A 26,315-nucleotide genomic window follows, 5' to 3' on the forward strand; every position below is an offset into this window, starting at 1 on the left:
CGCCTCGTTCAACGCACATAAGGCGGACCCGTTCTCCTTGAAGGAAGAGCGGGTGGGTCACTGCGCCTATTTCGCCTCGGCGCTGGCCGGGCCGTAGAGCAGGCCGTTGAACAGAAGTTTGAACGTCGCATAGGGCTGCGCGCGCTGGGTCACTTCCGGTCCCATGGCGAACAGCTTGCCGCGACCGAGATCGACCTCGCTGACCGCCACCGTGCCCTTCAACCGCTCCTGCCCGACCGCCCAGCCGCTGCGCAGCGGGTTCGCGCTGTCGAAGGTGACGATCGGCGTCGCACCCGCAGCGGGGACGAAGGGCTGGCTTTCGTCGAAGAACATGTCGACGCTGGGTGTCATGCCAAAGGCGAGCGGCTTGGTCGTGTCGACGCGCGCCGCGACCAGCGAGCCGGGGATGTAGAACAGCTTGTGATCGAGCGCGGTGAGCGAGCCATCCGCCTTCTTGGTCACCAGCGCGGGCGTGATCGCGGGCGACAGCATCGACGCCAGCGTATTCGCGCTGCCGACGGTGATGACGGTGCCGCCCGCCCTGGCGAACGCGTCGATCGCGGGCAGCGACTTGTCGCGCGTCACCTCGCCCAGCCAGGATCGATAGTCCGCCGGGATCGCCTCCGACTTGGGCATCTCGAACCGGTAGCCGCCGGGATAGGCGCCGCCGCGTTCGACCGGCACCGTGCCGTCGGCGAACACCAGCGCGTCGTACTTCGTATTGAGGTTCCCCGCGTCCAGTTCCTGCGGATAGACGACCTTGAACGGGAATTCGAACTGTTCGAGCAGCCAGCGGGTCCAGCCTGCGGGCATGATGCCGCCATAGCGATCGACCAGCCCGATCCTGACCGGCTTCAACGGCATCATGGCGCCTGCGGGTGCGCGTGCGACCTTGTACGCGTCGACGCCCAGGGGGGCGGACTGCGCGATGATCGACGCCGCCTGCGCGGAGGCCGGGATCCACAGCGCTCCGGGGGTCAGCGTCGTTCGGCCCGTCGTGGTCGCGGTCGTGATCCACGACACCGGAACGCCCGCCTTCAACAGCCGGTTGGTCAGGATGAAGCCGTTATTGGTCTCGTGCCCGACGACCCAGCCCGCATTGCCGGAGCCGAGAACGCGGCCCGGCGGCGGCGTCAGCAGATCGGCCGTGACCGGCGTCAGCTTCGGCGGGGCGTCGTCCAGCACGCGGTCATATTGGACACCCATCTGATAGGCGAGGGTGTAGCCGGTGATGTCATAGGGCGCCTTGGGCGGGCCGCCCGGATATTCGGCGTCGTGGGGGTGATCCTGCGGCTCGAACATGTCGAGGACATGGGGGCGATACGCCTGCGCGGTCCGCACGACATAGCTGCCGGCGGGATAGCGCCTGCCCCCCGCACTAAAGGCCGCATCGGCACGCTCCACGTCGACGCCGTTCTTCAACAGCGTGTTGAGGAAGGTGATGGTGGTCGGCATGTCACGCTGCGTCGGCGGCAGGACATAGGCGCGCGGATCGCGCCGGGCGGGATCGCGCAGCACCTTGGCATAGAGCTCGGGGGCGACCATCCCCTCGCGCGCGCGGCTGTTGTACCCGACAAAGCCTTCGTCGGCCTTGTTCGCCTTGCCCGCTTCCTTCAGCGCGTCGACATCCTTGGGCGTGGTCGTCCAGCTGTCACGACTGCCCCGTTCGATTGCCTCATGGCCCATGCGCCAGATGTTCAGGAGCAGGCGTTCGCGGTTGCGGGCGGCATAGTCCATCACCGCCCGATCGAGGGAATATTGATATTCCAGGCTGTCTTTCAGGTGCCAGTCCCGCGGCCCGATCGGCAGCGTCTCGTCGTTGCGGGCGAGCTGCGTGTCGGCGATCAGCGGGATCTTCTCCGGCGTCGGGCCGCCGATGATCTCCGTCAACAGGCCGATCGAGTTGTGGAAATAGGCGATCGATCGCACCATGCCATTGTGCCACGTCGAATACGGTGCGGCCGATCGCGCGCCCGATCCCGGCTTGTCCTCCGCGACCAGGCGGCTGTGCATCGCCGCACCGACTTCCTGCAACTCGTTCATGACCAGCGGCGCGTAATTGTAGTTGAACGGATCCCGGAACGGGGGAACGAACACGACCATCCCGGCGGGGCCGGTCTGGTGCTGGTTGAAGATGATCTGCGGGAACCATTGGCGAAAGAACACGCGGTTCACCGCCACGGTCTCCGGCATCTGCGCCATGAAGCTGTCGCGGTTGTTATCGTGGCCGACATACTTCTGGTACAGGCGCGGAATGGTGCGGAACTCGCGCGTTTTCGGGTCCTTGTTGCGCATGTACCAGTCGGCGACCAGTTGCAGGCCGTCAGGATTGTCCTGGCCGAACAGGACGATCTCCTCGTCCAGAATGCGCTTGGTTTCCGCATCCTGACCGGTCAGCATGCGGTACAGGACGTGGATCTGGCTCTGCGTCGTCACCGTCTCGGTCGCGTGCAGCCCGGCGTCGATCCACACGACCGCGCGCCCCTCCGCCGCCATCGCCTTCGCCTGATCCTCGGTCACGCCCTCCGCCTTGGCGAGCCGGCGCGCGATGTCGCGGTAATGGTCCAGCCGCGCCAGGTTCGCGGGCGACGAGACGATCGCGACCCACATGGTGCGACCCTCGGCGGACTTGCCGATGTCGATCAGCTTCATGCGATCGGACGCGGCGGCCAGTTTTTTCAGATAGCTTTCATAGGCGTCGTAATTGGCCAGGTAATAGTCGCTGCCCGGCTCGGTCGAGAATGCTTCCGCGGGGGAGGGGATTGCGCCCGGCGCCTTGGGCGTGATCGGATCGGCAAGCGCCGGCATGGAAAGCGTCAGCGCTGCGACGCCGAGCAGGAGCGCAGGTTTCATCGTCGTCATCCCCCAAATAGCCGGTCCCTACGGCCATTGACGCACGGATCGGGTTGTCCCGCACCCCGCTCGCGGTAATTTATTTCACGCGGGCACGATGTCGAAGGCCACGGTGATGCGGGGCTCGTCGCCGGTGAACGGCTCGGTCCCGTGCCACAGATAGGATGGGAACAGCGCGAGCATGCCGGGTTCCGGTCGGATGCGGCGAAACGGGGGCAGCGGCCGCGCGGTGGGAATGCCCGGGCGCCCGAAGGCGAGCCAACCCTCCGGCTCCCGCGCAACCGCCTTTGGCAGTGCGACGTAGAAGGCGCTGGATAGCCACCCGGCGGGATGAACGTGATCGGTGTGGAAGCCGCCGGGCATCAGCCGCACCGACCATGCGCCGGCAAAGCGCCAGCGACCCGTGTTGCGGCGGCGTACCGGATCGTCGCCATGGCCCAGTGCGGGCAGACGGGTGTCGAGCGTGGTCGTCAGGGCCGCGAACAGCGCGCGGATGACAGGCGTCTCCAACCGGGTCAGGTCGACCTGTGTCTGGCTGCCGTGGCGAAGCGACTGTTCGAGCGGGTGGGTGCGCCAGCCATGGAGAGCGGCCAGCGCCGCGCTAAGCTCCGACAGAAAGGCATCGAGGTCGCTCCAGCCCGCCGGGCACGCGATCAGGCCGGCGGAGACAAGGGCCGGGTCCTCGGCCAGCGCCCGGTGGCGCGGGTCGCCCGTCAGCCGCCATGCGGTCGCCAGCAGCGACAGGGCCGCCTGATTGTCGGGCTCTGCGGCAACCACGCGCTCCGCGAGCGAGGCCGCTTCGCCGCCGCGGTCCAGGTGGATCAGCGCCTCCACCGCCGCGCGCGCGGCATCGGCGGAGGCGGGCGCGGCACGCAGGGCGGCGGTGGCATGGTGGAGCTGCGCCGGCGCATCGCCGGTCCGCCCGGCCAGACCGGCGGCCATCAGGTGCAGCGCCGGTATCGCGCCCCCGCGGGCGAGTGCTGTCTGGACGACCTGCCTCGCGTGGTCCGCGCGTCCGATCGCCGCCAGCACGGTGGCGCGGACCAGCGCCAGATCGGGAGTGTCGGGCGCGGCATCCAGCGCGCGCATCGCCGCGGCCGGGTCGGCGGTGCGCATCCAGCGCAATTGCGCGAGGTCGCGATGCGCCACGGCATAGGCTGGGCGGCGGCGCAACGCCTGTTCGAACGCGCGGTCGGCGTCGTCGAGCTGCCCAAGGCCCTGCAGGGCACGCGCGTGGACGAGCCATGTCTCGGGCGCGTCGCCACCCTTCGCGAACGCGCGCGCGCTCGCCTCCGCCGCTGCCGCGAAGTCTCCGAGATCGCCCAGCGTCGAGGCCAGATTGTGCTCGGCCACCGAACTGTCCGGACGCACCCGCGCCGCCTGTTCATACGCACGCGCCGCACCGGCAAGATCGCCAGAAGCTTTCAGCGCGGCCGCACGCGCGGCCCAGTCGATAGGGTCTGATGACGTGCCGACGGTCATGACCCGCCGATCCTAGCCACGACCAACGACCCGCGTCGATGGGTGATCGGATCGCCGGGCATGTTCGACACGGGCTGCGCGCTGGGTTGGGCAAGCGAACGCTAGTTCGGAACGGGCGGGACGCGCACGCTGTTCAACTTAGGACGGACCCTCAACATGGCCGCTGCCGCGCCAACCAGGGTGACAGCGGCGAACGCCATGGTCCAGATCGGCTGGTCGGGAAAAAACCACTTCATGATGGTGCCCATCACCGTGGCCACCAGCAGCTGCGGCAGAACCACGAAGACGTTGAACAGGCCCATATAGATGCCGAGTTTTCGCTGAGGCAGACTCGACGCGAGAATCGCGTAGGGCATGGCAAGGATGGACGACCAAGCGATCCCGATGCCCACCTCGCTCGCCAGCAGCCAGCGAGGATCGCGGATGACCAGGAAGCTGGCGAACCCTGCCGCACCGCATAGCAGGCCGACGATGTGCGTTCGCACCCGGCCGATGCGCCGCGACAGTGCCGGCAGCAGCATGAGCGCGGACACGGCGGCGATCCCGTTATAGGTCGCGAACAGCGCGTCGACCCAGTTCGCGCCCTGCTGGTAAGCAGGGCTGGTCGGGTCCGGCGCGCCGAAGAAGCTGCGGGTGACGACCGGAGTGGTGTTGATCCACATGATGAACAGCGCGGACCAGCTGAAGAATTGCGCCACCGACAGCCGCTTCATCAGGGGCGGCATGCCGGCGAAGTCGCCGATGATATGGCCCAGCATCCCCGCGGCATGGCCGTGCCTCGCGCGCCGGATCGCCAGCGCGCCCGCACCGCCATAAGCGAGCAGCAGCGCACCGAGTAGGTAAAGCTCCTTCTCCAGCCCAGCGGCCCAGCACGTGGCGGCCACCGCGACACCGGCCGCGGCCCAACCCAGGCTTGCGCCATAGTCATGTCCGGACAGGTCGGGTTGTGCGTGCTCGATGCCGGCACCCGCGTCGAAGCGCGCCATTTCCTCCGGGGAGTATTCGCGCGTGGTCAGCACCGTCCAGATCACCGACGCGAGGGACACGACAGCCCCGAACCAGAATGCGAAGCGGACGGTGTCGGGCAGCGCGCCGCGCGCCGCGACGTTGGACACGCCCAGATGTTCGAGCGCCCATGGAAAGATCGACCCAGCGACCGCACCGGCGCCGATGAACGCGGTCTGCACGGCATAGCCGGCGGCGTGCTGGTCCTTGTCCAGCATGTCCCCGACAAAAGCGCGGAAAGGCTCCATGGACACGTTGAGCGAGGCGTCCAATACCCACAGCATCGTCGCGGCGAACAGCAGGCCGGGCGCGAGCGGCATCAGCACGAGCGCCAGAGCCGCGAGCACGGCCCCGGCCAGGAAATAGGGGCGTCGGCGACCGAGCCGTCCCAGCCACGTCCGATCGGACAAATGGCCGATGATCGGCTGCACCAGCAGGCCGGTGAGCGGCGCCGCCACCCATAAGGCAGGCAGATCGTCCAGATTGGTACCGAGCGACTGGAAGATGCGGCTCATATTCGCGTTCTGGAGGGCAAAACCGATCTGGATGCCGAAAAAGCCGAACGATATGTTCCAGAGCCCGCTCCAGCTCTGGCGGGGGCGGGCGAGGGTGGCGGTCATGCGATCTCCCGCGATGTGCGCGGCGTTCCCGCCCGCTGCGGAAGCACGGCGGTCTGGGGGCGAAAGTTCAGGAGACAGCGGTCGAGCAGCCGGTCGATAGCGGGCAGATCGACCGGTGATGGTGCGGCGTGCAACCGGGCGGGCTCCGGGAACACGCCGTACCCAGCGAACAGGCAGCCCCACGACAAGGGCGCGTAATAACCGCCGATGTCGAGCCGCTGCACTTCCGCCGGCAGATCGCGCCCGGTGAACCAGGCCGTCATCATCGCCTTCAGCGTGTCGGACAGGCGGTCATGACCGGCATTGTCGCGCCAGAAATCCGTGTCGGCGCGCTGGTTCATCCGGTAATGCGCGACGATATAGTCGCGTATGCCCTCGTACCGGCGTGCGATGCGGGCGTTGAAGTCATCACGCCCGGCAGTGGTGAAGCCATGAGCCTCCAGTGCGTCGATGAACCCTTCTACCGTTGCCTGGACCATGTGCAGGGCCGTGGCCTCCAGCGGCTCGATGAATCCTTGCGCCAGACCAACCGCCAGGCAGTTGCCGACCCAGCTTCGATCCACGCGGCCGACCTTCATGGACAGATGGCGTACCGGGGCATCGTCCGGCAGCAGGAGGTGGGCGCGCAACTCCGCCGCCGCCCCATCCGGGGACACGTAGCGGCTGGCATAGACATAACCGTTGCCGGTGCGCGTGGTCAGCGGGATGCGCCACGCCCAACCATGGTTCAGCGCCGTGGCGGTGGTGTGCACCTCCGGACCAGCGGGATCGGCAGGTGTCGGGACCACCACCGCGCGGTCACAGAACAGGTTGTCCGCGAACGGCAGGAACGACTCGCCCAGCGCCTGCTGGATCAGGACGCCGCCAAAACCGCTGGCATCCACGAACAGATCGCCCAGGATCGCCTCTCCGTCCTCGACCAGGACGCTCGCGATGTCGCCGCCCTCCGTGATGAGAACGTCCTCGACCCGCCGCCTCAGGTGCGTGACCCCTCTCGCGGTCGCCCACTCGGCCAGGAACGCGCCGACCAGATGGGCGTCAAAATGATAGCCGTAGCCCGGGCCGAACGGAAAATGCGCGGGCGCAAGCGGTGCCAGCCTTTGGCTGGCGAGCCTTGTCGACAGGAAGAACCGGTCGGGATGTGCCTCCACATCGTGCCCCAGGCGGCGCGCCAGGGTGCTGTGATGAAAGGCCGCCTCCGTATGCAGGTCCGCCGGTCCCGCGAAAGGATGGAAGTAGCTTTGATGGCCCGGCCGGTCCGACCAGCCGCGAAACGCGATGCCCACCTTGTAGGTCGCGTGGCACGCGGCCATCCATGTGGACTCCGGGATGCCCAGCCGATCAAAAAAAGCGCGCAACTGCGGCGTCGAGCCCTCACCCACGCCGACGATCGGTATGTCGGGTGCCTCCACCACCGTGATCGCCGAGGCCGGCCAGGCGCGCGCCATCAGGCACGCGGCCATCCAGCCGGCCGTGCCGCCGCCCAGTATGACGATCCGGTCCGGTGGTGCCATGCCGGTCAGCCGGCCTGCACGACAAGCGCGGCGTAGGGGGGCAGGTGATCGCTTCCATCCAGGCCACTTGCGATCAGGGGCGTGCCGCCGACCGGCGTGTACGGGGCCGATTGCCCGGACAGGTTGAAGACGCAGACCAGCTGCTCGTCGCCCATGCTGCGCTCAAAGGCGAGAACCTGATCGTCACACCGCAGGATCGTCACGGTGCCGGTCGACAGCGCCGGATGCGCGCGGCGCAGCGCCAGCACGCGCCGGGTCCAGGCGAGCATGGATGTCGGATCATCCTCCTGCCGGTCGACGGCCAATGCGCCGTGATCGGGTCCGGCGGGCAGCCAGGGCGTGCCCGTGGAAAAGCCCAGATGCGGTGCGTCCGCCTGCCACGGCATCGGGGTTCGCGCGCCATCGCGTGACAGGGTCAGCGGCCAGTTGGCGATCGCCTCCGGATCCTTCAGGTCCTCGAACGCAATGTCGACCTGGGTCAAGCCCAGCTCCTCTCCATAATAGAGGATGATGTTGCCGCGCAGACAGGCCAACAGCAACATCTTCGCGCGCGCGAAAAGCTGGCGGTGTTCCGGTGCGCACCAGCGCGAGACGGCGCGGGGCGCGTCGTGGTTCTCCAGCGCCCAGCTGGGCCAGCCGACGCCCGGCTCATCCGGCCAGCTTGCCAGCGCATCGCGAACTCCCGCCGGCGTCAGTTCGCGGGCGTAGAGGAAGTCGAAGCCATAGGCGCTGTCCAACCTTTTACCGCCGGCGGTGAACAGCTTCATCTCGCGGTCGGCGTCGGCGCCGCCGACCTCCGCCACGGTGAAGCGGGCATCGTGACTGTCCAACAACGCGCGGATCCGCTCCAAGAATGCTGGTATGGCAGCATGGCTCTGATTGTGCAGGTGCTGTTGGAAATCGAACGGGCGGCTCCGGATGCAGCCATCGTCAGGCGCGGCAGGATTATCCCGCAGCGCCGGGTCGTGCATCAGGAAGTTGATTGCATCGAGGCGGAAACCGTCGACACCGCGCGCCAGCCAGAAACCGGCGGTGTCCAGCAACGCGTCCTGAACGGCCGGATTATGGCCGTTGATCTGTGGTTGCTGCGACAGGAAATTGTGCAGGTAATATTGCCCACGCCGGGCGTCCCAGGTCCAGGCGGGGCCGCCGAACACCGATTGCCAGTTGTTGGGCGGGCTGCCGTCGGGCTTCGCATTGGCCCAGACATACCAGTCGGCATGCGGACCGGCACGGTCCTGTCGGCTGCTCTGGAACCACGCATGTCGGTCGGACGTGTGGGACCATACCTGATCGATGATGACCTTCAGCCCCAGCGCGTGCGCGCGGGCGACCAGGGCGTCGAAATCGTCCAGCGTGCCGAAGATCGGGTCGACACCGCGATAATCGGCCACGTCATAGCCGAAATCCACCTGAGGGCTGGTGAAGAAGGGGGATAGCCAGATCGCGTCCACGCCAAGGCTGGCGACATGGTCGAGCCGCTGGGTCACTCCCGGAAGATCGCCGATGCCGTCGCCATTCGTGTCCGCGAAACTGCGCGGATAGATCTGATAGGTGGTCGCGCCCCGCCACCAGGTGCCGCCGCTCATCGCGCGGCTCCGATGCGACACACGGCATAGCCGAGCGGGGCAAGCCTGACACGCAGCGATCCGGGTGCGCTGGGCTTCGTGGCGCAGCCGGCGCCGGCCAGCGTGGCGACCGCGCCATCGGTGCCGATCTCCACCTGCCGATCCAGAGCCGTCGTTGCGGTGTTGAAAGCGACAAGCACCTCCTGCCCGGTGGTCGGGTCGAAGCGGGAGATAGCGAGCAACCCCGGCTTCTCCTCCCGCGCGCGCATGACCTGGCGCCCGCGCGTCAACGCCGGGGTGGAGAGACGCAGCCGGGCGAGTGTCGCGATCTGGCGGAACAGGGGATTGTCCCGACCGAAATGCGCGGTGGCGGTGGTCGTGGCCGTACCGATCAGGCGGTTGTCGTTGTAGGATGGAACCCGGCTGGGGAACATGTCCTCTCGCGCGTCTTGGTCGCCGCCGTCCCCGACAAAGCCCTGCTCGTCGCCGGCATAGATAGTCGGAACCCCGCGAAGCGTCATCAGCATGGCGTCGGCCAGCATCACGCGCGCCATCACTTCCTCGTCGCCAGCCTTCGGGAACGCGCGGCGTACTTCGGTGGCAAAGCGGCCATCGTCATGATTGCCCGTGAAGGTCGGCAGCTGAAGCGGCGTGTCCGGCCCGCCGCCATACAGGGCGTCGGCGGCGAACAGCGTTTCGAACACGTCGGTGCCCCGCGTTCCGGCGACCGTGTCGACCACCGCCTGACGCAACCCGAAATCCAGCACGGCCGGATAGGCGTCGACGCGAGTGAAGCGTGCCAGGGCGGCGGGGCTGGAATCGTGCACCTCCCCGAAGATGTGGAAGTTGGGGATGTTCCTTGCCCGCGCGCGCGCCTGCATCGCCGGGATGAACGCCTGCCAGAACTCCGGATTGACGTGGCGCGCGGTGTCGATGCGGAATCCGTCGATGCCGAACCTGTCGATCCACCCGCCGAAGATGTCAATCATCCCCGACACGACGCGCGGGTTCTCCGTCATCAGGTCGTCGAGCCCGAAGAAATCGCCGGTTGTTGAGCTTTCGCCCGAAAAGGTCGAATTGCCGCGATTATGGTAGAAGATCGGGTCGTTCAGCCATTCTGGCGACTTGGCATGCTCCCCCCCCTTCGGGACGAACGGCGTGTAGGCGTAACGCGGGTCGGTCAGCTTCGCGAAGTTGGCGGCAGTGACCACGGCGTCGCCGGCAAATCCCGCATTGATCGCGGGTCCGGTGACGCCGCCCTTGCGGGTGTAGGGATAATCTGCGCGAGAGCGATACGCGCAATCGTCACACTCGGCATAGCGGATCACGTCTGCCGTGTGGTTGACGATGATGTCCATGTAGACCTTGATGCCACGCGCGTGCGCGGCGTCGACCAGCGTTTTGAAATCCGCATCGATGCCGAAATGCGGGTCGACATGCTCGAAATCGGTGATCCAGTATCCGTGATAGCCGGCGGATTCGTGACCGGCCGGACCCTGGACGGGCTTGTTCCGAAAGATCGGCCCGACCCAGACCGCGGTGGCGCCCAGCGCCTGGATGTAATCCAGCCGCCGCAACAGCCCCTTCAGGTCGCCGCCATGGTAGAAGCCCTTGTCCGTGGGATCGAAGCCGGTGACGAGCCGGTCGCCGTTCAGGCCGCCACGATCGTTGGATTTGTCGCCATTGTCGAACCGGTCGGGGAGGAGGAAATAGATCACCTCGTCCTGGGGTAGCCGGTCGCGATAGCTTTGCGCGGCCACGGGTGTAGCCAAGGCCGCCGCAGCCACCGCCGCCAGCGCTCGTCGCCAGCCTGTTCTGCCCCAACGCGCCATCATTCCTCCCCAAGGCCGGCCTTGCGCCGCCGGCTCGCATGTCTCGTGCGGGTCCGGGTCACGAAAGGGAAGCGACCGGCATACGTATTCAATGCCAGTATCTTATGCGCCGCAAGCGGCCTAATGTGACGGCCCAGCGAAGGAGAGCGAGGCGGCCATGGCGGCCAGCAGACCGACATCATTCGACATCGCGGCCTTGGCGGGTGTGTCCCAACCGACCGTGTCGCGGGCCCTGCGGGGCGACAAGACGGTCAGTGCGGCGACCCGCATGCGGGTGGAGGCGGTCGCGCGTCAGCTCAACTACACGGTGGATCGCGCGGCCTCGTCCTTACGGGGCGGGCAGGCGAACACGTTGGCGTTGCTCTTTTTCGAAGATCAGCTGCCCGACGGGTCGTACATCAACCCGTTCTTCCTTTCCATGCTGGGGTCCATCCTGACCACCGCCGCCCGGCGAGGGTACGACCTGCTGACCTCGTTCCAGCAGCTGTCCGCCGACTGGCACACCGATTACGAGGACAGCCGGAAGGCGGACGGGATCATCCTGCTCGGCTATGGCGATTATCAGGCTTACCGGCCGCGGCTGGAACAGCTGGTGGGGCAAAAGACGCATTTCGTGCGCTGGGGCGCGGTGGAGCCGGGCGTTCCGGGCACCGTAATCGGATGCGACAACCGGATGGGCGGCCGTCAGGCGGGCGATCATCTGGTCGCGCGCGGATGCCGGCGCGTCGCCTTTGTCGGCGAAGCATCGAGCGCGTATCCTGAATTCCGCGATCGGTATCGCGGCCTGTCCGACGCGCTGCGCGAGGCGGGTCTGCCGATCGACCCTGGCCTGCAGGTGGACACGCTGTCGATCGAGCAGCAGGGGTATGAAGCGACATGCCGGCTGATCGCGCGCAACATCCCGTTCGATGGCGTATTCGCCGCGTCCGATCTGATCGCGCTGGGTGCGATGCGAGCGCTGGCCGGGGCAGGGCTGGATGTCCCGCGTGACGTCCGGTTGATCGGGTTCGACGATATTCCCGCCGCCGGGCTGATGCGGCCACCGCTGACGACGATTGCGCAGGATTATGGCCGCGCCGGCGCCACGCTGGTGGACGCGCTGATCCGGCACATCCATGGCGAGCCGGCGGAAAGCCAGGTGCTGCCGACCCGGCTGGTGGTGCGCGCCTCCGCCTGAAGAAGGCGTGTCCGGCGCGGATATACAGTCCGGGGTTGACCGCTAGCCGAGTGGGGGCGTCACCGGCGGGCGGCGCAATGCTGTGCGATAAAGGCGTCGTGCGCCGGCCAGCGGCCCACTTCCCGCCGGTACAGCGCCTCGATCGTCTCCATGAACTCACCCAGGTCCCGTTCCGGTATGGCGTTCGCAAGCGGGTGCCAGCCGGCGGGGTCCACACCCTGGCCGGCAAAGACCTGGAACCAGGCGACCTCGGTGAACAGTTCCTCATGCTCGCGCACGATGTGACCCTTGCCGCGCCACAGCGCGATGCGTTCCGCCAACGTGTCCGGGATCGGCATGGCGCGCATCGCCTGCCAGAACGGCTCGGATCGCTCGTTGGCGTGGTAGTGCAGGATCAGGAAGTCGCGGATGCGCTCGATCTCATAATCCGTCTGGCGGTTGTACTCGCGCCGCTCGGCGGGATCGATACGGCGGCCGGGTAGGAATTTGAGCAGTCGCGAGATGGCCGACTGGATCATGTGGATGCTGGTCGACTCCAGCGGTTCCAGAAAGCCGCTGGCCAGGCCGATGGCGACGACGTTGCCCTTCCACGCCTGGCGCCTGCGACCCGTCGTGAAGCGCAGCGGGCGCGGATCGGCAAGTGTCTCGCCCTCCAGATTGCCGAGCAGGGCGGACGCGGCCTCGTCGTCGCTGAGATGGACGCTGGAATAGACCAGTCCGTTGCCGGTGCGATGCTGAAGCGGAATGCGCCACTGCCATCCCGCACCCCGCGCAATGGCGCGGGTGTAGGGCGGCGGCGGGGCGATGTTGCTCGTCGGGAGGGCGAGCGCGCGGTCGCAGGGCAGCCAGTGGGCCCAGCTTTCGAAGCCGGCAGCCATGGTCTCCTCGATCAGCATGCCGCGAAAGCCGGTGCAGTCGATGAAGAGGTCGCCCTCCACCCTTTCGCCGGAGGCAAGGTGCAGGGCCGCGACGTCGCCGCTGTCGCCGTGGCGCTCGACATGCGCGATGCGGCCCTCCGTGCGCGCGACGCCGCGCATTTCCGCAAAGCGGCGCAGATAGGCGGCGTACAGTCCCGCATCGAAGTGGAAGGCATAGGGAAGCGAGGGGATGGTGTTCGCCGTCACGGCCGGGCCGCGATGCATGCGCCCGGCGCGCGCGGCGATGTCGTTCAACGCATAATGCGACAGCGGTCCGGCTACGCCGAGCGAACGTGCGCGCAGCCAGTAGTGCTGGAACGCGATCAGGCCGACGTCGCGGCCGATATCGCCAAACGCATGCAGGTAGCTTTCACCCGGGCGTCGCCAGCCATCGAACTCGATACCCAGTTTGAAGGTGCCCTGCGTCGCGCGCAGAAAAGCGTTCTCGTCCAGCCCGAGCGCGCTGTTGAACAGGCGGAGTTGCGGGATGGTGGCCTCGCCGACGCCGACGGTGCCGATCTCCTCGGACTCGACCAGACGAATGCGATAGCCGCTCTCGATGAACTGGCCGAGCGCGGCGGCGGTCATCCAGCCGGCGGTGCCCCCGCCCGCGATGACGATGGTGACGGGTTGCTGATCCATGCCGGTATGTTTGTCCTCTTCCCGCTTGAATGAAAATGGTCGCCATCACCCTGTGGTGATGGCGACCAGGTCCAATCGAGGGGACGATCAGAACTTGTAGGTCAGGCCGATATAATAATCCCGGCCATAGCGCTGGTAATCGATCACCTGGCGTGAATCGCCGTTGTTGTAGGTGACGAACGGACGATCGGTCAGGTTCTTACCCTGTGCCAGGATGGAGAAGCCCTTCAGGAACCCTTCCTGGAATTCATAACCGATCTGCGCGTCCAGAATGCCCTCCGACCGCGCAGTGCGATAGGTGGGCGTTGCCGACAGGCCCGCGACCTCCGCCAGGAACGACGAGCGATAGCGGTAGTTGGCGCGCGCCTGGAAACCCCACTTCTCGAAATAGACCGTGCCGCTGGCCGTGTATTTCGACAGGCCGGGCAGGGTGATCGCCTCGGCCGGGTTGCTGGCGAACTTGATCGTCGACTGGGTGTAGTTGCCCGTGGCGAAGATGCCGAAACCGTCCAGCGCGCTGGTGATGGCCTTGAACGGCAGCGACAGCGTGCCCTCCAGCCCCAGCACTTCGCCGCGCCCGGTGTTCGCCGGCGACGACACGTTGCCCGTCGTCTGACCGGCGGCGATCACCGCCGCCTGCTGCGCAGGCGTCAGCGCGCTCAACAGCGGCGTGAAGTCGTAGGCGTAGCTGTTGTTGGGATCGACGAAGTCGGTCAGGTGCTTGAAATATCCCGACAGCGCGACGTAGCCGCCGCCGGTGAAATACTTCTCGAACGACAGGTCGATGTTGGTCGACTGATACGGGCGTAGCGCGACGTTGCCGCCGGTGGAGGTGAACACCGGGAACAGCGACACGGGCTGTTGACCGATATTGCCGGTGTTGATCGCGACGTCCTGCGTCACGCGCTCCTGATCCAGGCGCGGCCGCACCATCGTCTGGGACGCGCCCATCTTGATGAAGCCGCTGGGGATCAGTTCGACCGACATCGTCGCGCTGGGCAGGAAGTTGGTGTAGTTGACCTTCTGGCTGGCGGGCGCGACGGTCACGTTGCCGCCGACGACGCTGGCGATCTGCCCGTCCGAACGCTGCTGCGAATGCACGACTTGGCCGCCCAGCGACCCCTTCAGCGTCTTGCCGCCGACCTCGCCGTCAAGCGTGATCTTGGCATAGCCGGTGTACACGTTCTCGGTCACGCTGTTGTCGCGCACCAGGGCGGACGGCCGGTTGTCGTACGCGGCGTTCACCGAGTTGTTGTAGATGTACAGCGGATCAAGCGTCAGCATCTGCGGTATGCCGAGATAGTCCAGCGCGACATTTTCGCCCAGCAGAGCCTCTTGCGGCACGTTGCCGGTCAGTGGCGTGCCGCTGGCCACGGTGCAGCCGGTGCCCGCACCCTTGGGGCACAGGAAGTAGGAGGTGTAGGCGCTGGTCTTCTTGCGGCGGCTGTAGTTCCCGCCGACCTCCCAACCCTTAACCACGCTGCCCTCGAATTCGCCGTTCAGGCTGGCGCGGAGCGACTTCAGGTCATCCTTGAAGCTGGGCCGATTGAGGAAGCCGGTCTGCACGACCTGCTGGTTGCCATTGTTGCCCCAGCCCTGCGGATCGGTCAGCTTGAAGATGTCGGTGTTGGTGTAATCCAGCGTCGGCACGATGCGGTATGTGCCGTTGTCGTTCTGCGAGATCGTGACCGTGTCGGGCCGCCCCGATTTCGAGAAGCCGGTGCCGGTGTTGGTTTCCAGCAGGAAGTCGGTACGTTTCGCATGACTCCAGCTTGCGTCCACGTTCAGGTGGATGCTGTCGGTCAGGCGCAGGTCGTTGTTCCAGCCCAGCGAGTAGTTGTCGGCCTTGCGCTTGTTGTAGTCGTTGCGCTGGACGCCAAACACGTTGCTGAACGTGGCGCCGGTCACGAAGCCATCGCTGGCGGTGCTGTTGGTGACGACGGTCCCGGTCGGGTTGGTGGCGCTGGCCAGCTGACCGGACAGCGGGAACTCGATGCCGCGCAGGATCTGGCGTTCCTGGAAATGCGAATACAGCGCGTCGAAGGTGGAGTGGAAGCTGTCGCTCGGTTCCCACTCCAGCGTCGCGACCGCGCCGTAGCGCTTCAGTTCGTTCGACTGGACATAGGGCTTGGCCCCGCTCAGCAGCTGGTTGCCATTCGCGTCGGGATTGTAGCCCCATGCGTTGTACCGCTCGTCCTGCGACGGCGTCTGGGTCGCCGATACGCCCAGCGCGACACCGAACGTGTCGTCGGCGAACTGGTCGACATAGGTCGCAGACCCGCGGTAGCCGTAGCGCGATGAGTCCGGGTTCAGGCTTTTCAGCCCGTTCATCTGACCGCGCGCGTTGACGGCGAACACCCGCTGCGACTGATCGAGCGGCCGCAGCATGCGCAGGTCCACCGTGCCCGAGATGCCCGACGCGATCAGCGAGGCATCGGCGGACTTGAACACGTTGACGTTCTTGAAGAACTCGGACGGGTACTGGTCGTACTCGACACCGCGATTGTCGCCGACGGTCACTTGCTCGCGACCGTTCAACAGCGTGGTCGAGAAATCCGGACCCAGGCCGCGGATTGACAGGCGCTGGTCGCGTCCCTCCAGCCGCTGGGCGGTGACGCCGGGCAGACGGGCGAGCGAGTCGGCGATCGACACGTCGGGCAGCTTGCCGACATCCTCGGCAGAGACGGAGTCGACGATCAGCGTGGAGTCGCGCTTGATCTTCGCCGAGGAGGCGAGCGAGGCGCGGATGCCGGTCACGACGATGTCGGTCTGCTCATCGGCCTGCGGTGCCGCGGTGGCCGTGGCGACGCCGGTGGCCGCCGGATCGGGATCGGCGCTGGTCTGGGGACGGCCGTCGGCCGGCTGCGGCGCACTTTGCGCAGAGGCGGGGGCCGCCGTGTTCGCGGTCGGGGCGCCGGGGTTGGGCGCTTCCTGCGCCCATGCTGCACCGCCGGCCACCAGCATCGCGCCGGCCATGGTCAGCGCACTGGCCCGCGTCGTCAGGCGTGCACGGATCGAGAGCGGTTGCGAAGTTGTCATGAAAGCCCCTCCAAAAACACCGGCTCTTTGCAACACGCGGCCGGCTGTCTGATTGGGCGGGTTTTAGGTCCGCTGGCTCCGCCGTGGAAAGAAAGCCACATACGTATTCAGACGGAGTCTCCTCCCCGCCCGTCCGGACGTGGCTTTCCGGCCACAGACGCGGATCAGGCGGCGGGCCGGGAATCGAGAAAGGTGTTGACGGTCAGACGGCCGGTGGCGGGGTCGTCGGACAGGTTCATGCCCAGCGGGATCAGCGCGCAATGCAGCGTGTTGGAGCGATAGAGCAGGGCGCGATTGAACGTGCCGCGATGCACCGCGAGCTGTTCGAACAGCGGCGTGTCTCCACCGATATAGCCTGGCTCCGGCAGGCCGGCGCGCGCTACATCGGCCTGCAATGCGGTGCGATAGGCGGGCAGCCGCGCCCCATCCACGCTTTCGAACCCAGTCGCGCGGTGGCGGTAGAAGGCCGTGCCGCTGGATTCGTCCGTCGAGAGGAAGTGGAGCAATGCGAGCCGTCCGGGCGAGGTCTCGTCGAAATGCGGTAGCCGCTGGATCGGTGCGAGCGCTGCCGGCGGAGTGGTGACCAGCGAGAAGAAGGCGTCGACCACCTCCAGCTCCACGGCTCCGAACAACTCCTCCGCCACCGGCGCCAGATCGGACAGCAGCTGGCGCAGCATCGACGGCGGCACGGGCGCCCGTACACCCGGATAATGCTCCCCGATCGGATAGAACGACAGGAAACCGGCCCCGTCGACCCACTGCGCGGGATCCGGAGCGAAATGGTCGATCAAGACCACCGGCTGCCGCTCCGCGCCATGATGCTCGATGGAGACGCGCCAGGTCATGCGCGACCATAGCCCGACCGCGGGGCAAGTCTCCACCGATCGCTCTGTCGGGGCCAGACGGTGGGCGCCGCGTGCATCGCACGGACGCGCCGCCATGAACGGGCCAGAACAGGTCGCGCGCCGATCGCGGCCATCAGCGACGGGCGATCGTCACGCTCGCGGCGCGCGCTTGGTCGGGAAGGGTGAAGGACAGGGTCTGCGCGGTCGCGTCTGTGTCCGAAGCCACCGCGCGGTTCCGCGCCGAGACTGTGCCGGCGCCGGTCCAGCTATGGACGGTCACGCGCATCTCCCGCCACCACGGCCGGAACGATCCCTGTCGCCGATCGAAATCGATCCTGATGCCCTCCGCAGTGCGTGTGCACCGGATCGCCTGCCGCAGCAGCACGCCGCGTCGATAGGCCATCGAGTGGCCGTCATCGGCGTACAGCGTGCCCTGGCAGTCGTCACCCGGGTACACATCGAGCTGCAGGGGGCCGGACGGCGTTTCCGCGGTGCTTTGCACCAACGGCTGACGCGGTAGGATGGTGCCCGCGCGGACGAACACGGGCAACCGGTCCAATCGCGGCGTTTCGCGCACCAGGTCGCCCTGCGCCTGCTTCTCGCCCGTCGCCTGCGTCGCCGACTGGATCGGCCCGGTCTCCTGCATCGCCTTTGTGCCAGCAGGCAGGCCGGTCCAATAATCGAACCACCCGCCCTGTGGCAGGCACACGTCATAGGCCTGAGGGCTTTCGGGCGTGGGCGGCGGCGCGACCAGCAACGCCTTGCCCAGCGTGAACGTCCAGCTCTGGTCGCAGGACATGCGCAGCGCCGATGGATAGTCGTAGAAGACGGGGCGCAGGATCGGGTCGCCGGTCCGCGCATTCTGATCCGCCAGCCCGTACAGGTACGGCATCAGGCGATACCGCTCCTCGACGAAGCGGCGCCGGATGGCGAGGTGGTCCGGACCGTCGACCCAAGGTTCGACGCGGGGCGTGCCCGTGGCCGAATGATCTCGGAACACGGGATAGAACGCGCCGATCTCGAACCACCGGGTCAGCAGGTCGGCGCTGGGTCCGCCCGCAAAGCCGCTGACATCGGCAGCGCCATAGGAAAATCCGGACAGGCCCAGGTTCACGATCTGCTGGATCGACAGCTTCAGATGATCCCAGGTCGCGCTGTTGTCGCCGGTCCAGGTGACCGCATAGCGTTGCCCGCCGGCATAGCTTGCGCGGGTCATCACGAACGGCCGTTCGTCGGGCGCCAGCTTTTGCAGCCCGTCGAACGTCGCGCGTGTGTTCTCCATGCCGTAAATGTTGTGCAGTTCGGCATGGTTGGCCGTTCGGGGCGTGAAGTCGTCCGTCGCAATGCGATGCTGGACGTCGAGCGGCATGGTCTTGGTCGGCGTCTCGAAGATCGCGGGTTCGTTCATGTCGTTCCACGCGCCGGCGATGCCCATGTCGACCTGTTCCTTGAACAGGCCGCCATACCAGTCACGCGTCCGCTTCTGCGTGAAGTCGGGAAACACCGACGGACCGGGCCAGACCGGGGCCACGTACACGGACCCATCTGCGTTCTTTACGAAGTGATCGCCCGCCATGCCACTGTCGTATGGGGCATAGCTGCCCTTTGGCCGATTGGCGCCGACATGCAGGTCGGTGATCGTCACGGCCTTGAACCCGTCGTGGCGCATGTCTGCGACCAGGCCCTTCAGGTCCGGGAACTTGGTCTTGTTGACGGTGAAGGGCGTATTCTTGTCCAGGAATCCGATGTCGAGCCACAGAACATCCGTCGGCACCTTTTCCTGGCGCAGGCGGGCGGCGACCTGACGCAGTTCGTCCGCAGTTTCGTAGCTGTAGCGGGACTGCTGGTAGCCGAGCGCCCATTGCGGCACGAGCGGCGCCTTTCCGGTCAGGTCCGTGTAGCGGCGCACCACCTCCGCCGTGGAAGGGCCGGCGATCAGGTAATAGTCGATCGGACCGTCCGGGCCGCTGAGTTCCAGGACGCCGTCAGTCTTGTGGCCGAAATCGAACGCGGTGCGCCAGCTATTGTCCAGGAACATGCCCCAGCTGCCGCCCTCGCCGCCGACGCCGATGAAGAACGGAATCGATTTGTAGATGGGATCGTCGGCCGGGCTGAAGCCATAGGCGTCAGTGTTCCAGTCGACAAAGGTCTTCCCGCGTCGGTCCATCCCGCCAGTCTTGTCGCCCAGGCCGAAATAATGCTCCCCCTGCGGCAAGGCCTTGCGCAGGGTGAACGTGCGACCCTCCACCGCAACCGGACTTGGCGCATCGGCGACGATGACCTTGCCGGCGAGATCGGTGACCGTCAGTGCCAGCGTCGCCGGGTCGAGGCGGACCTGAACCGCCGACGTGCGGAAGCCATCGGGCGTGGCCGTGACCTTCACCCGCTGTTGCCGCAGCGGAGCGGCGACTGCCCAGCTCGCATCTTCGGGCAGGGTGCCGTCACGACCGATCCGCACCCGCAGCACCATGTCGGTCAGCGCTTCCACGCGCATCAGCATCGCTCCCCGCCGCGCTTCGAGCCCATTGTCGCGGTTGATGCCGGTCGCCGTGGCTGCGGCGGGGCCCTGAGCGAGCGCGGGTACGGCGATGGCGACGCTGCTGGTCGCGAGCGCGACTTTCAAAAAACGGCCGATCGACATGGCTCTCTCCCGAATGATTTATCGCCGTCCGCTTGGCATCCACCGACGATCCGCGACAAGGGGAGCCCGGGCATGAATACGTATGGGGCGATTGCCGGGGTAAGGCTGCCCGGCGGGCCGAGGGGAGGCGGAGTAACCCGTCGCGCGGACTGGCTGTTGCGAGCCTGCGATCTGCGATAGCGTTACCGGATGCAGGCACTTCAACGCTCCCGATCCCGCATCCGCACATGGCTTCGTTCCGCGGCTTTGTTTGCCGTCGCGTCGGTCGTCGTCGCTACGCCTGTTTCGGCGCGGGCGGCGGACAGGGGTCGACGGGCGGACGAACTGGACCAGGTGGCGCGGCAGAGGTTCGGGAACGATGCCGCGTGGTATCGCGACCGTATCCCGTTCTTCCGCTCCTCCGACCCGACGCTGGACGATGTCTATTACTACCGTTGGCAGATCGTGCGCGCGCATCAGCGTGACCTGGGCGGCAAGGGCTATATCACCACCGAGTTCGCGAACGACGTCAGTTGGCAGCGGGAACCGGAGGCGAGCCTGAACGACGCCACCGGGTTCCACGTCGCGGAACTGCGCTGGCTGCGCGATCGGCGCTTTGCGGACGATTACCTCGATTACATGCTGTCCGGCGGCAACGACCGGCATTTCAGCGACTATATCGCGGCTTCGGTCTGGGGTCGGTACCTGGTCGATGGCGACGCGGCGGCCGCCACGCGACACCTGGCCGAAATGCGCCGCCTGTACGATGCGTGGTACGACCATCTCGACTGGTCCAAGGGCCTGTACTGGATCTCGCCGCTTCTGGACGCGACCGAATACACGATCGCATCGATCGACGCGTCTGGCGGCAAGGACGGCTTCTTCGGTGGAGAGGCATTTCGTCCGACGGTCAACAGCTACATGTTCGCGCAGGCGCGGGCGCTGTCGCAACTGGCCGCGCTGACCAGCGACGACGCCACCGCCAAGGATTATGCCGCGCGGGCGGAGGCCATCAAGACGCGGGTCCAGCAGGACCTTTGGAACCCCGCGCTCGGCCACTTCACCGACCGGTACAAGGTCAACAACCAGTTCGTGACCTATTGGCAGCCGATCCGCGGGCGTGAGCTGGCCGGCTATGCCCCCTGGGCGTTCGATCTGCCGGACGACACGCCAGCCTTTGGCGCGGCGTGGTCGCACGTCATGGCGCCGACGGGGTTTCGGGGGCCGGCGGGCCTGAGGACCGTGGAGCCCGGCTACCAATATTACATGCGGCAATATCGGTACGAGGGTACGCAGCCCGAGTGCCAGTGGAACGGCCCCGTCTGGCCGTTCCAGACCACGCAGGTTCTGGAGGGCATGATCAACCTGCTGGATCATTACCACCAGACCAGCGTCACCCGTGCCGACTTCATGCAGCTGCTGCGGCAATATGCGCGCCTGCATTATCAGGACGGGCGGCTGGACCTGGAGGAGGATTACCATCCCGATACGGGTCGCCCGATCGTCGGGCTCGCGCGGAGCCACCATTATTTCCATTCCGGCTTCGACAACCTCGTCCTGACCGGGGTCGTGGGTATCCGCCCGCGCGCCGACGAGGTGCTGGAGGTCAACCCGCTATTGCCGAGCAGGGGCGATCCACAGGCGCTGAGCTGGTTCCGGGCCGAACAGATCCCCTATCACGGCCATCTGGTGGCGGTGACCTGGGACGCGGACGGGCGGCATTTCCGACAGGGCGCGGGCCTGCGCGTCGAGGTCGACGGGCGGGAAGTGGCGAACACGCCGGGCCTGTCGCGGATCGTCGTGGCGCTGTCCCGTGCGGAGAATGCGCCGGTGGCACGGCCGATCAACCGGGCGATGCAGCTGGACCGCTCAGGCTTTCCGAAACTGAGCGCGTCGAGCGGTGCGCAGCCGGAGGCGCTGCACGCGGCGGTCGACGGGCGGCTGTGGTTCTTTCGCGAGCTGGAGAATGGCTGGTCGCCGGAGGGCGCGGGCGATCAATGGTTCGAGCTGAACTTCGGCCAGCCGGTGATGCTGTCCCGTGCGGAACTGGCCTTTCTTGCCGATGGAAAACGCTTCGACGTGCCCGACACCGTGCGGTTGCAGCGTTGGCACGAGACGGGATGGCAGGCCGGCGAATGGCTGGACGTGGATGCGCCCGGCGTGCCGATCGTGCCGAACGGCGTCACCAACCTGACCTGGGCTCCGGTCACGGCCAGCCGGTACAGGCTGAACCTGCACGTGCCGGCCGGTCGGCAGATCCGCCTGGTCGAGCTGAAGATGTTCTAGCGGTCGCGGGATGAACCCGTGCGATTCGGCGCCGGGACGGCCACCGAACCGCACGGTCGCGTATCAGATCAGCTTGTCCAGCGTGATCGGCAGGTCGCGCACGCGCCTGCCGGTCGCGTTGTACACCGCGTTCGCGACCGCCGCCGCGACGCCGGTGATGCCGATCTCACCGATGCCGTGCGCGCCCATCGGGGTGTGCGGATCGGGGATGTCGGTCCAGATTACGTCGATCTCCGGCACGTCCAGATGCACGGGAACGTGATATTCGGCGAGGCTGGGGTTCATGATCCGCCCGTTGCGTTCATCGAACTGCGTTTCCTCCATCAGCGCCATGCCCAGCCCCATGATGATGCCGCCCCGAAACTGGCTCCGCGCGGTCTTGGGGTTGAGGATGCGACCGCAATCGAACGCGCCGAGGAAACGGCCGACACGGGTTTCGCCCGTGACGGCGTTGACCCGCACCTCGCAAAACAGCGCGCTGTGCGAGTGCATCGACCAGTGCATCAACTCCAGCGGCGGCGAGCCCGCCTGCGTGACGCTCACCTGATCCCGCTGGGCCCGGCCGAGGATCGACGCGTAGCTTTCGCGCCGTCCCGGATCATCCAGCTTGCACAGGGCGGCGCCCTCGCTGCCGACTTCGTCCGGGGACAGGCCGGCGAGCGGAGAGTCGTTGCCGGCCAGCTTCAGCAGTTCGGCGACCAGCGCGTTGTGCGCGGCGATCACGGCGCCCCCGATTGCCGCCGTCTGTTGCGAGCCGCCGGCCATGATCGCGCCTGGAATGGCGGAATCGCCGTACGCGACCTCCACCTGCTCGATGGGCAGGCCCAGCCGTTCCGCTGCGACGATCGCGGTGGTGGTCGACGTACCCATGCCCATTTCGGCCGCCGCGATCTCCACCTTCGCATGGATCGCGCCGTCCTGCAGGGTCAGGGTGATCCGCGCCTCGGCTCCCGGCATTCGGTAATAGGGATAGGTGCCGGTGGCGCAGCCCATGCCGACCTGCCACTCGCCATCCCGCCTGGTCCCCGGTGTCGCGCTGCGTTCGTTCCAGCCGAACGCCTCCGCGCCGCGCCGCCACGCCTCCGCGATGTTGCGGGAGGAGAAGGGCAGGCCCGACACCGGGTCCCGATCCGGCTCGTTGCGCAGGCGCAGGTCGATCGGGTCCATCCCCAACTCCACCGCGAGCTCGTCGATCGCCGATTCCAGAGCAAAGGTGCCGACCGCCTCGCCGGGCGCGCGCATGAAGGTGTTGGCGAGCATGTTCATCTTCGCCATCTTCACCTGCAGCGTGATGTTGGGCGAGGCGTAGGCGGACTGGGTGCCCAGGGTGAAGGGTTCGGGCATGCTGTTGTGCGGCGTCATCACAGCCATGCCGGTGTGGATCAGCGCGTCGATCGCGCCATCCGCCTGTGCCCCGATCGCCACCCGCTGCTCGGTCAGGGTGCGGCCGCCGACCACGCGGTACACGCCCTCACGCGACAGCGTGATGCGCACCGGTCGCCCGCACAGCTTCGCGGCGGCGGCGCCGATGATCTGGTGATCCCACAGCCCCTTGCTGCCGAACCCGCCACCCACATAGGGCGAGGTGAGCCGCACCTGATCCGGCTTCAGGTCGAACACCTCGGCGACCGTCTGCGCCTGTTGCGTGACCATCTGGCTGGCGTCGTGGATGTGCAGTTGATCGTCGACCCATGCGATGGTGGCGGCATGCGGCTCGATCGCGTTATGGTTGTGGCGCGGCGTACGATAAAGGTGATCGACGCTGTGCGGTGCCGCCGCGAGCGCGGCGTCCGCATCGCCGATCTTATTGAGAAGCGGGCGTCCCATCATCACGCCCTGCTCCGTCCCCGCGGCCCTTGCCCCCTCCAGCGTGGTGGTCGACGGCTCCTCGTCATAGGTGAATGCCAGCAGGGAGGCGGCGTGGTCGGCCTGTTCCTGCGTCTCCGCCAGGACGCAGGCGATCGGCTGTCCGTTCCAGTGGACCCGGTCGTCCTGGAAGATGGGCAGGTCGGAGGGTCCGACCGCCGATGGGGACGATCCGAACACCGCCGGCGTGTTCATCCGCGGGGCGTTGCGGTGGGTCATCACCAGCACCACGCCGGGTGCCCCCTCCGCCGCCGCGCTGTCGATCGATGCGACCCGCCCGCGCGCGACCGTGGCATAGGCGAGCGCGGCATAGGTCATCCGGTCGAACCGGAACTCTGCGGCGAAGGGGGCCTGTCCCTGCACCTTGAACGCGCCGTCCAGCCGCGACACGGGGCTGCCGATCAGCCCATGCTTGCGCGCGATCAGCGGGTCCGGCACGCCGCCGGGTATCCAGCTGTCGGGGGCGAGCGGCACCAGCTTTTCCAGCGCGCCCTGCATCAGGCCCTGTGCGGTTTCCTTTGCGGTGTCGAGGATGCTCATGCCGCGTCTCCCTTGGCCAGCGCGCCCAGCACGGACACGAGCGTGCGCGTCGCCAGTTCCGGTTTGAACGCATTGTCGCGCAACGGCTGCGCGTCCGCGAATTCCATCAGGGCGGCGGCGCGGAACGCCTGCTCGGTCGCCGGACCGCCGCGCAACGCGTCCTCGGCACGGGCGGCGCGCCACGGCTTGTGCGCGACGCCGCCCAGGGCGATGCGCACGTCGCGGACACGGTCGCCGTCCATGTCCAGCGCCGCCGCGACGGACACCAGCGCAAAGGCGTAGCTCGCCCGGTCGCGCACCTTGCGATAGGTGGAGTTGGTGGCGAAGCCGAGTGGCGGCACCTCCACCGCGACGATCAGATCGCCCGGCGCCAGCACCGTGTCGACATCGGGCCGGTCGCCCGGCAGGCGGTGGAACTCGCGCAGGGGCAGGGTGCGGACGCCGGCGCTGCCCTCCACGTGCACCACCGCGTCCAGCGCGGCCAGCGCGACGCACATGTCGGACGGATGCGTCGCCACGCACGCGTCCGAAGCGCCGAGGACCGCGTGGATGCGGTTGAATCCGTCGCGCGCGTCGCATCCCGATCCGGGCACCCGCTTGTTGCAGCGCGATCCGTCGGCGTCGTAGAAATAGGTGCAGCGGGTGCGCTGCATCAGGTTGCCGCCGACCGTCGCCATGTTGCGGATCTGCGCGGACGCCCCGGCCAGGATCGCGCGCGACAGCAGCGGAAAGCGCTCGCGCACGGCGCGGTGTTCCGCCAGCGTCGTGTTGCGCACGCCCGCGCCGATCAGCAGGCCGCCCGCGTCGGTGTCGGTGATGCTCGTCGACAGCCCGCTGACGTCGACCAGCCGTTCGGGCCGTGCCACGGTTTCTCGCATCAGGTCGACCAGGTTGGTGCCGCCGCCCAGATACGCGCTCGCCGCCGCGCCGCCCATGCGCACGGCCTCCGCCGTCTCGCCGGCCCGGCTGTAGGTGAACGGGGTCATGCCTGGGCCTCCACGACAAAGGTCGCCTGGATCGCCGCGACGATGCCGTTGTGCGCGCCGCAGCGGCACAGATTGCCGCTCATCCGTTCCTGGATCTCCTCCCGGGTCAGCGCGGCATCGGCGCGCAGGTCGGCGGTGACATGGCTGGGCACGCCGCGTTCCACCTCCGCCGCCATGCCGATCGCCGAACAGATCTGCCCCGGCGTGCAATATCCGCACTGGAAGCCGTCATGCTCGATGAACGCGGCCTGCAACGGGTGCAGCGCATCGTCCTGCGCCAGACCCTCGACCGTGGTGATGTGACGCCCGTCATATTGCACCGCCAGCGCCAGGCACGACAGGATGCGCTCGCCATCGACCAGCACGGTGCACGCGCCGCACGCCCCCTGGTTGCACCCCTTCTTCGTCCCGGTCAGGTGCAGCCCTTCGCGCAGGTGGTCGAGCAACGATACGCGTGGATCGTCGGGCGGCGCGACGGACGTTCCGTTGACGATGAGCGACATCCTATCCTCCAGCGTGTGGC

At 67.2% G+C, this 26,315-nt stretch carries 15 protein-coding genes; 2 read left to right on the plus strand and 13 right to left on the minus strand.

Annotated elements, in window-relative coordinates:
* Nucleotides 1-66: 66 nt before the first annotated feature.
* The 6 genes from BMX37_RS08535 to BMX37_RS08560 form a co-directional block, all read right to left on the minus strand.
* Nucleotides 67-2,853, minus strand: a complete 2,787-nt coding sequence (locus BMX37_RS08535; protein ID WP_093665398.1) for a M14 family metallopeptidase — start codon at nt 2,851-2,853, stop codon at nt 67-69.
* 84 nt (nt 2,854-2,937) lie between these two features.
* Nucleotides 2,938-4,335, minus strand: a complete 1,398-nt coding sequence (locus BMX37_RS08540) for a 2OG-Fe(II) oxygenase family protein (RefSeq protein WP_093665295.1) — start codon at nt 4,333-4,335, stop codon at nt 2,938-2,940.
* A 101-nt stretch (nt 4,336-4,436) separates the two neighbouring features.
* Nucleotides 4,437-5,960, minus strand: coding sequence for an MFS transporter (locus BMX37_RS08545; protein ID WP_093665296.1), 1,524 nt, complete (start codon nt 5,958-5,960; stop codon nt 4,437-4,439).
* Nucleotides 5,957-7,474, minus strand: coding sequence for a tryptophan halogenase family protein (locus BMX37_RS08550; RefSeq protein WP_093665297.1), 1,518 nt, complete (start codon nt 7,472-7,474; stop codon nt 5,957-5,959). Before BMX37_RS08550 ends, BMX37_RS08545 begins: the two co-directional genes overlap by 4 nt.
* Nucleotides 7,475-7,479: 5 nt before the next feature.
* Nucleotides 7,480-9,063, minus strand: coding sequence for an alpha-glucosidase family protein (locus BMX37_RS08555; protein WP_093665298.1), 1,584 nt, complete (start codon nt 9,061-9,063; stop codon nt 7,480-7,482).
* Nucleotides 9,060-10,874, minus strand: coding sequence for an alpha-amylase family glycosyl hydrolase (locus tag BMX37_RS08560; RefSeq protein WP_093665399.1), 1,815 nt, complete (start codon nt 10,872-10,874; stop codon nt 9,060-9,062). Before BMX37_RS08560 ends, BMX37_RS08555 begins: the two co-directional genes overlap by 4 nt.
* 157 nt (nt 10,875-11,031) lie before the next feature.
* Between BMX37_RS08560 and BMX37_RS08565 the strand changes: the two genes are divergently transcribed.
* Entirely contained in the window at nt 11,032-12,051 is a 1,020-nt protein-coding gene (locus BMX37_RS08565) for a LacI family DNA-binding transcriptional regulator (RefSeq protein WP_093665299.1), read from the plus strand.
* A gap of 59 nt (nt 12,052-12,110) precedes the next feature.
* On the opposite strand, the gene BMX37_RS08570 is transcribed toward BMX37_RS08565, so the two are convergent.
* The 4 genes from BMX37_RS08570 to BMX37_RS08585 form a co-directional block, all read right to left on the minus strand.
* Nucleotides 12,111-13,610 carry a tryptophan halogenase family protein gene (locus BMX37_RS08570; RefSeq protein WP_093665300.1) on the minus strand — a complete coding sequence of 500 codons (1,500 nt, stop codon included), beginning with the start codon at nt 13,608-13,610 and terminating at the stop codon, nt 12,111-12,113.
* A gap of 87 nt (nt 13,611-13,697) precedes the next feature.
* Entirely contained in the window at nt 13,698-16,649 is a 2,952-nt protein-coding gene (locus BMX37_RS08575; protein WP_093665301.1) for a TonB-dependent receptor, read from the minus strand.
* A 164-nt stretch (nt 16,650-16,813) separates the two neighbouring features.
* Nucleotides 16,814-17,494 (minus strand): DUF6445 family protein, encoded by a 681-nt coding sequence (locus BMX37_RS08580; RefSeq protein ID WP_093665302.1) that lies wholly within the window; start codon nt 17,492-17,494, stop codon nt 16,814-16,816.
* Between the two features lie 133 nt (nt 17,495-17,627).
* On the minus strand, nt 17,628-20,135 hold the full coding sequence (locus tag BMX37_RS08585) for a glycoside hydrolase family 31 protein (RefSeq protein ID WP_093665303.1): 2,508 nt from the start codon (nt 20,133-20,135) through the stop codon (nt 17,628-17,630).
* 333 nt (nt 20,136-20,468) lie between these two features.
* Between BMX37_RS08585 and BMX37_RS08590 the strand changes: the two genes are divergently transcribed.
* The gene (locus BMX37_RS08590; RefSeq protein ID WP_244501464.1) at nt 20,469-22,400 is read left to right on the plus strand and encodes an MGH1-like glycoside hydrolase domain-containing protein; all 1,932 of its coding nucleotides are present in this window, start codon (nt 20,469-20,471) and stop codon (nt 22,398-22,400) included.
* Nucleotides 22,401-22,463: 63 nt separating this feature from the next.
* Here the strand turns inward: BMX37_RS08590 and BMX37_RS08595 are convergent, their stop codons facing one another.
* The 3 genes from BMX37_RS08595 to BMX37_RS08605 are packed head-to-tail and all read right to left on the minus strand — an operon-like array spanning nt 22,464 to nt 26,295.
* Nucleotides 22,464-24,806, minus strand: a complete 2,343-nt coding sequence (locus BMX37_RS08595) for a xanthine dehydrogenase family protein molybdopterin-binding subunit (RefSeq protein WP_093665305.1) — start codon at nt 24,804-24,806, stop codon at nt 22,464-22,466.
* Complete coding sequence (locus tag BMX37_RS08600; protein ID WP_093665306.1) at nt 24,803-25,792, minus strand: FAD binding domain-containing protein; 990 nt, start codon at nt 25,790-25,792, stop codon at nt 24,803-24,805. The genes BMX37_RS08595 and BMX37_RS08600 overlap by 4 nt, the downstream gene beginning before the upstream one ends.
* Nucleotides 25,789-26,295, minus strand: coding sequence for a 2Fe-2S iron-sulfur cluster-binding protein (locus BMX37_RS08605; RefSeq protein ID WP_093665307.1), 507 nt, complete (start codon nt 26,293-26,295; stop codon nt 25,789-25,791). Before BMX37_RS08605 ends, BMX37_RS08600 begins: the two co-directional genes overlap by 4 nt.
* Nucleotides 26,296-26,315: the final 20 nt, after the last annotated feature.

Origin of the sequence: Sphingomonas gellani, from assembly GCF_900110035.1 — a bacterium.
Classification (GTDB): domain Bacteria; phylum Pseudomonadota; class Alphaproteobacteria; order Sphingomonadales; family Sphingomonadaceae; genus Sphingomonas; species Sphingomonas gellani.

Coding starts and splice junctions, on each gene's coding strand:
- BMX37_RS08595 (WP_093665305.1), bottom strand. CDS start 24,806: ATGAGCATCCTCGACACCGCAAAGGAAACCGCACAGGGCCTGATGCAG.
- BMX37_RS08550 (WP_093665297.1), bottom strand. CDS start 7,474: ATGGCACCACCGGACCGGATCGTCATACTGGGCGGCGGCACGGCCGGC.
- BMX37_RS08585 (WP_093665303.1), bottom strand. CDS start 20,135: ATGTCGATCGGCCGTTTTTTGAAAGTCGCGCTCGCGACCAGCAGCGTC.
- BMX37_RS08535 (WP_093665398.1), bottom strand. CDS start 2,853: ATGAAACCTGCGCTCCTGCTCGGCGTCGCAGCGCTGACGCTTTCCATG.
- BMX37_RS08540 (WP_093665295.1), bottom strand. CDS start 4,335: ATGACCGTCGGCACGTCATCAGACCCTATCGACTGGGCCGCGCGTGCG.
- BMX37_RS08580 (WP_093665302.1), bottom strand. CDS start 17,494: ATGACCTGGCGCGTCTCCATCGAGCATCATGGCGCGGAGCGGCAGCCG.
- BMX37_RS08575 (WP_093665301.1), bottom strand. CDS start 16,649: ATGACAACTTCGCAACCGCTCTCGATCCGTGCACGCCTGACGACGCGG.
- BMX37_RS08545 (WP_093665296.1), bottom strand. CDS start 5,960: ATGACCGCCACCCTCGCCCGCCCCCGCCAGAGCTGGAGCGGGCTCTGG.
- BMX37_RS08560 (WP_093665399.1), bottom strand. CDS start 10,874: ATGGCGCGTTGGGGCAGAACAGGCTGGCGACGAGCGCTGGCGGCGGTG.
- BMX37_RS08555 (WP_093665298.1), bottom strand. CDS start 9,063: ATGAGCGGCGGCACCTGGTGGCGGGGCGCGACCACCTATCAGATCTAT.
- BMX37_RS08605 (WP_093665307.1), bottom strand. CDS start 26,295: ATGTCGCTCATCGTCAACGGAACGTCCGTCGCGCCGCCCGACGATCCA.
- BMX37_RS08565 (WP_093665299.1), top strand. CDS start 11,032: ATGGCGGCCAGCAGACCGACATCATTCGACATCGCGGCCTTGGCGGGT.
- BMX37_RS08600 (WP_093665306.1), bottom strand. CDS start 25,792: ATGACCCCGTTCACCTACAGCCGGGCCGGCGAGACGGCGGAGGCCGTG.
- BMX37_RS08570 (WP_093665300.1), bottom strand. CDS start 13,610: ATGGATCAGCAACCCGTCACCATCGTCATCGCGGGCGGGGGCACCGCC.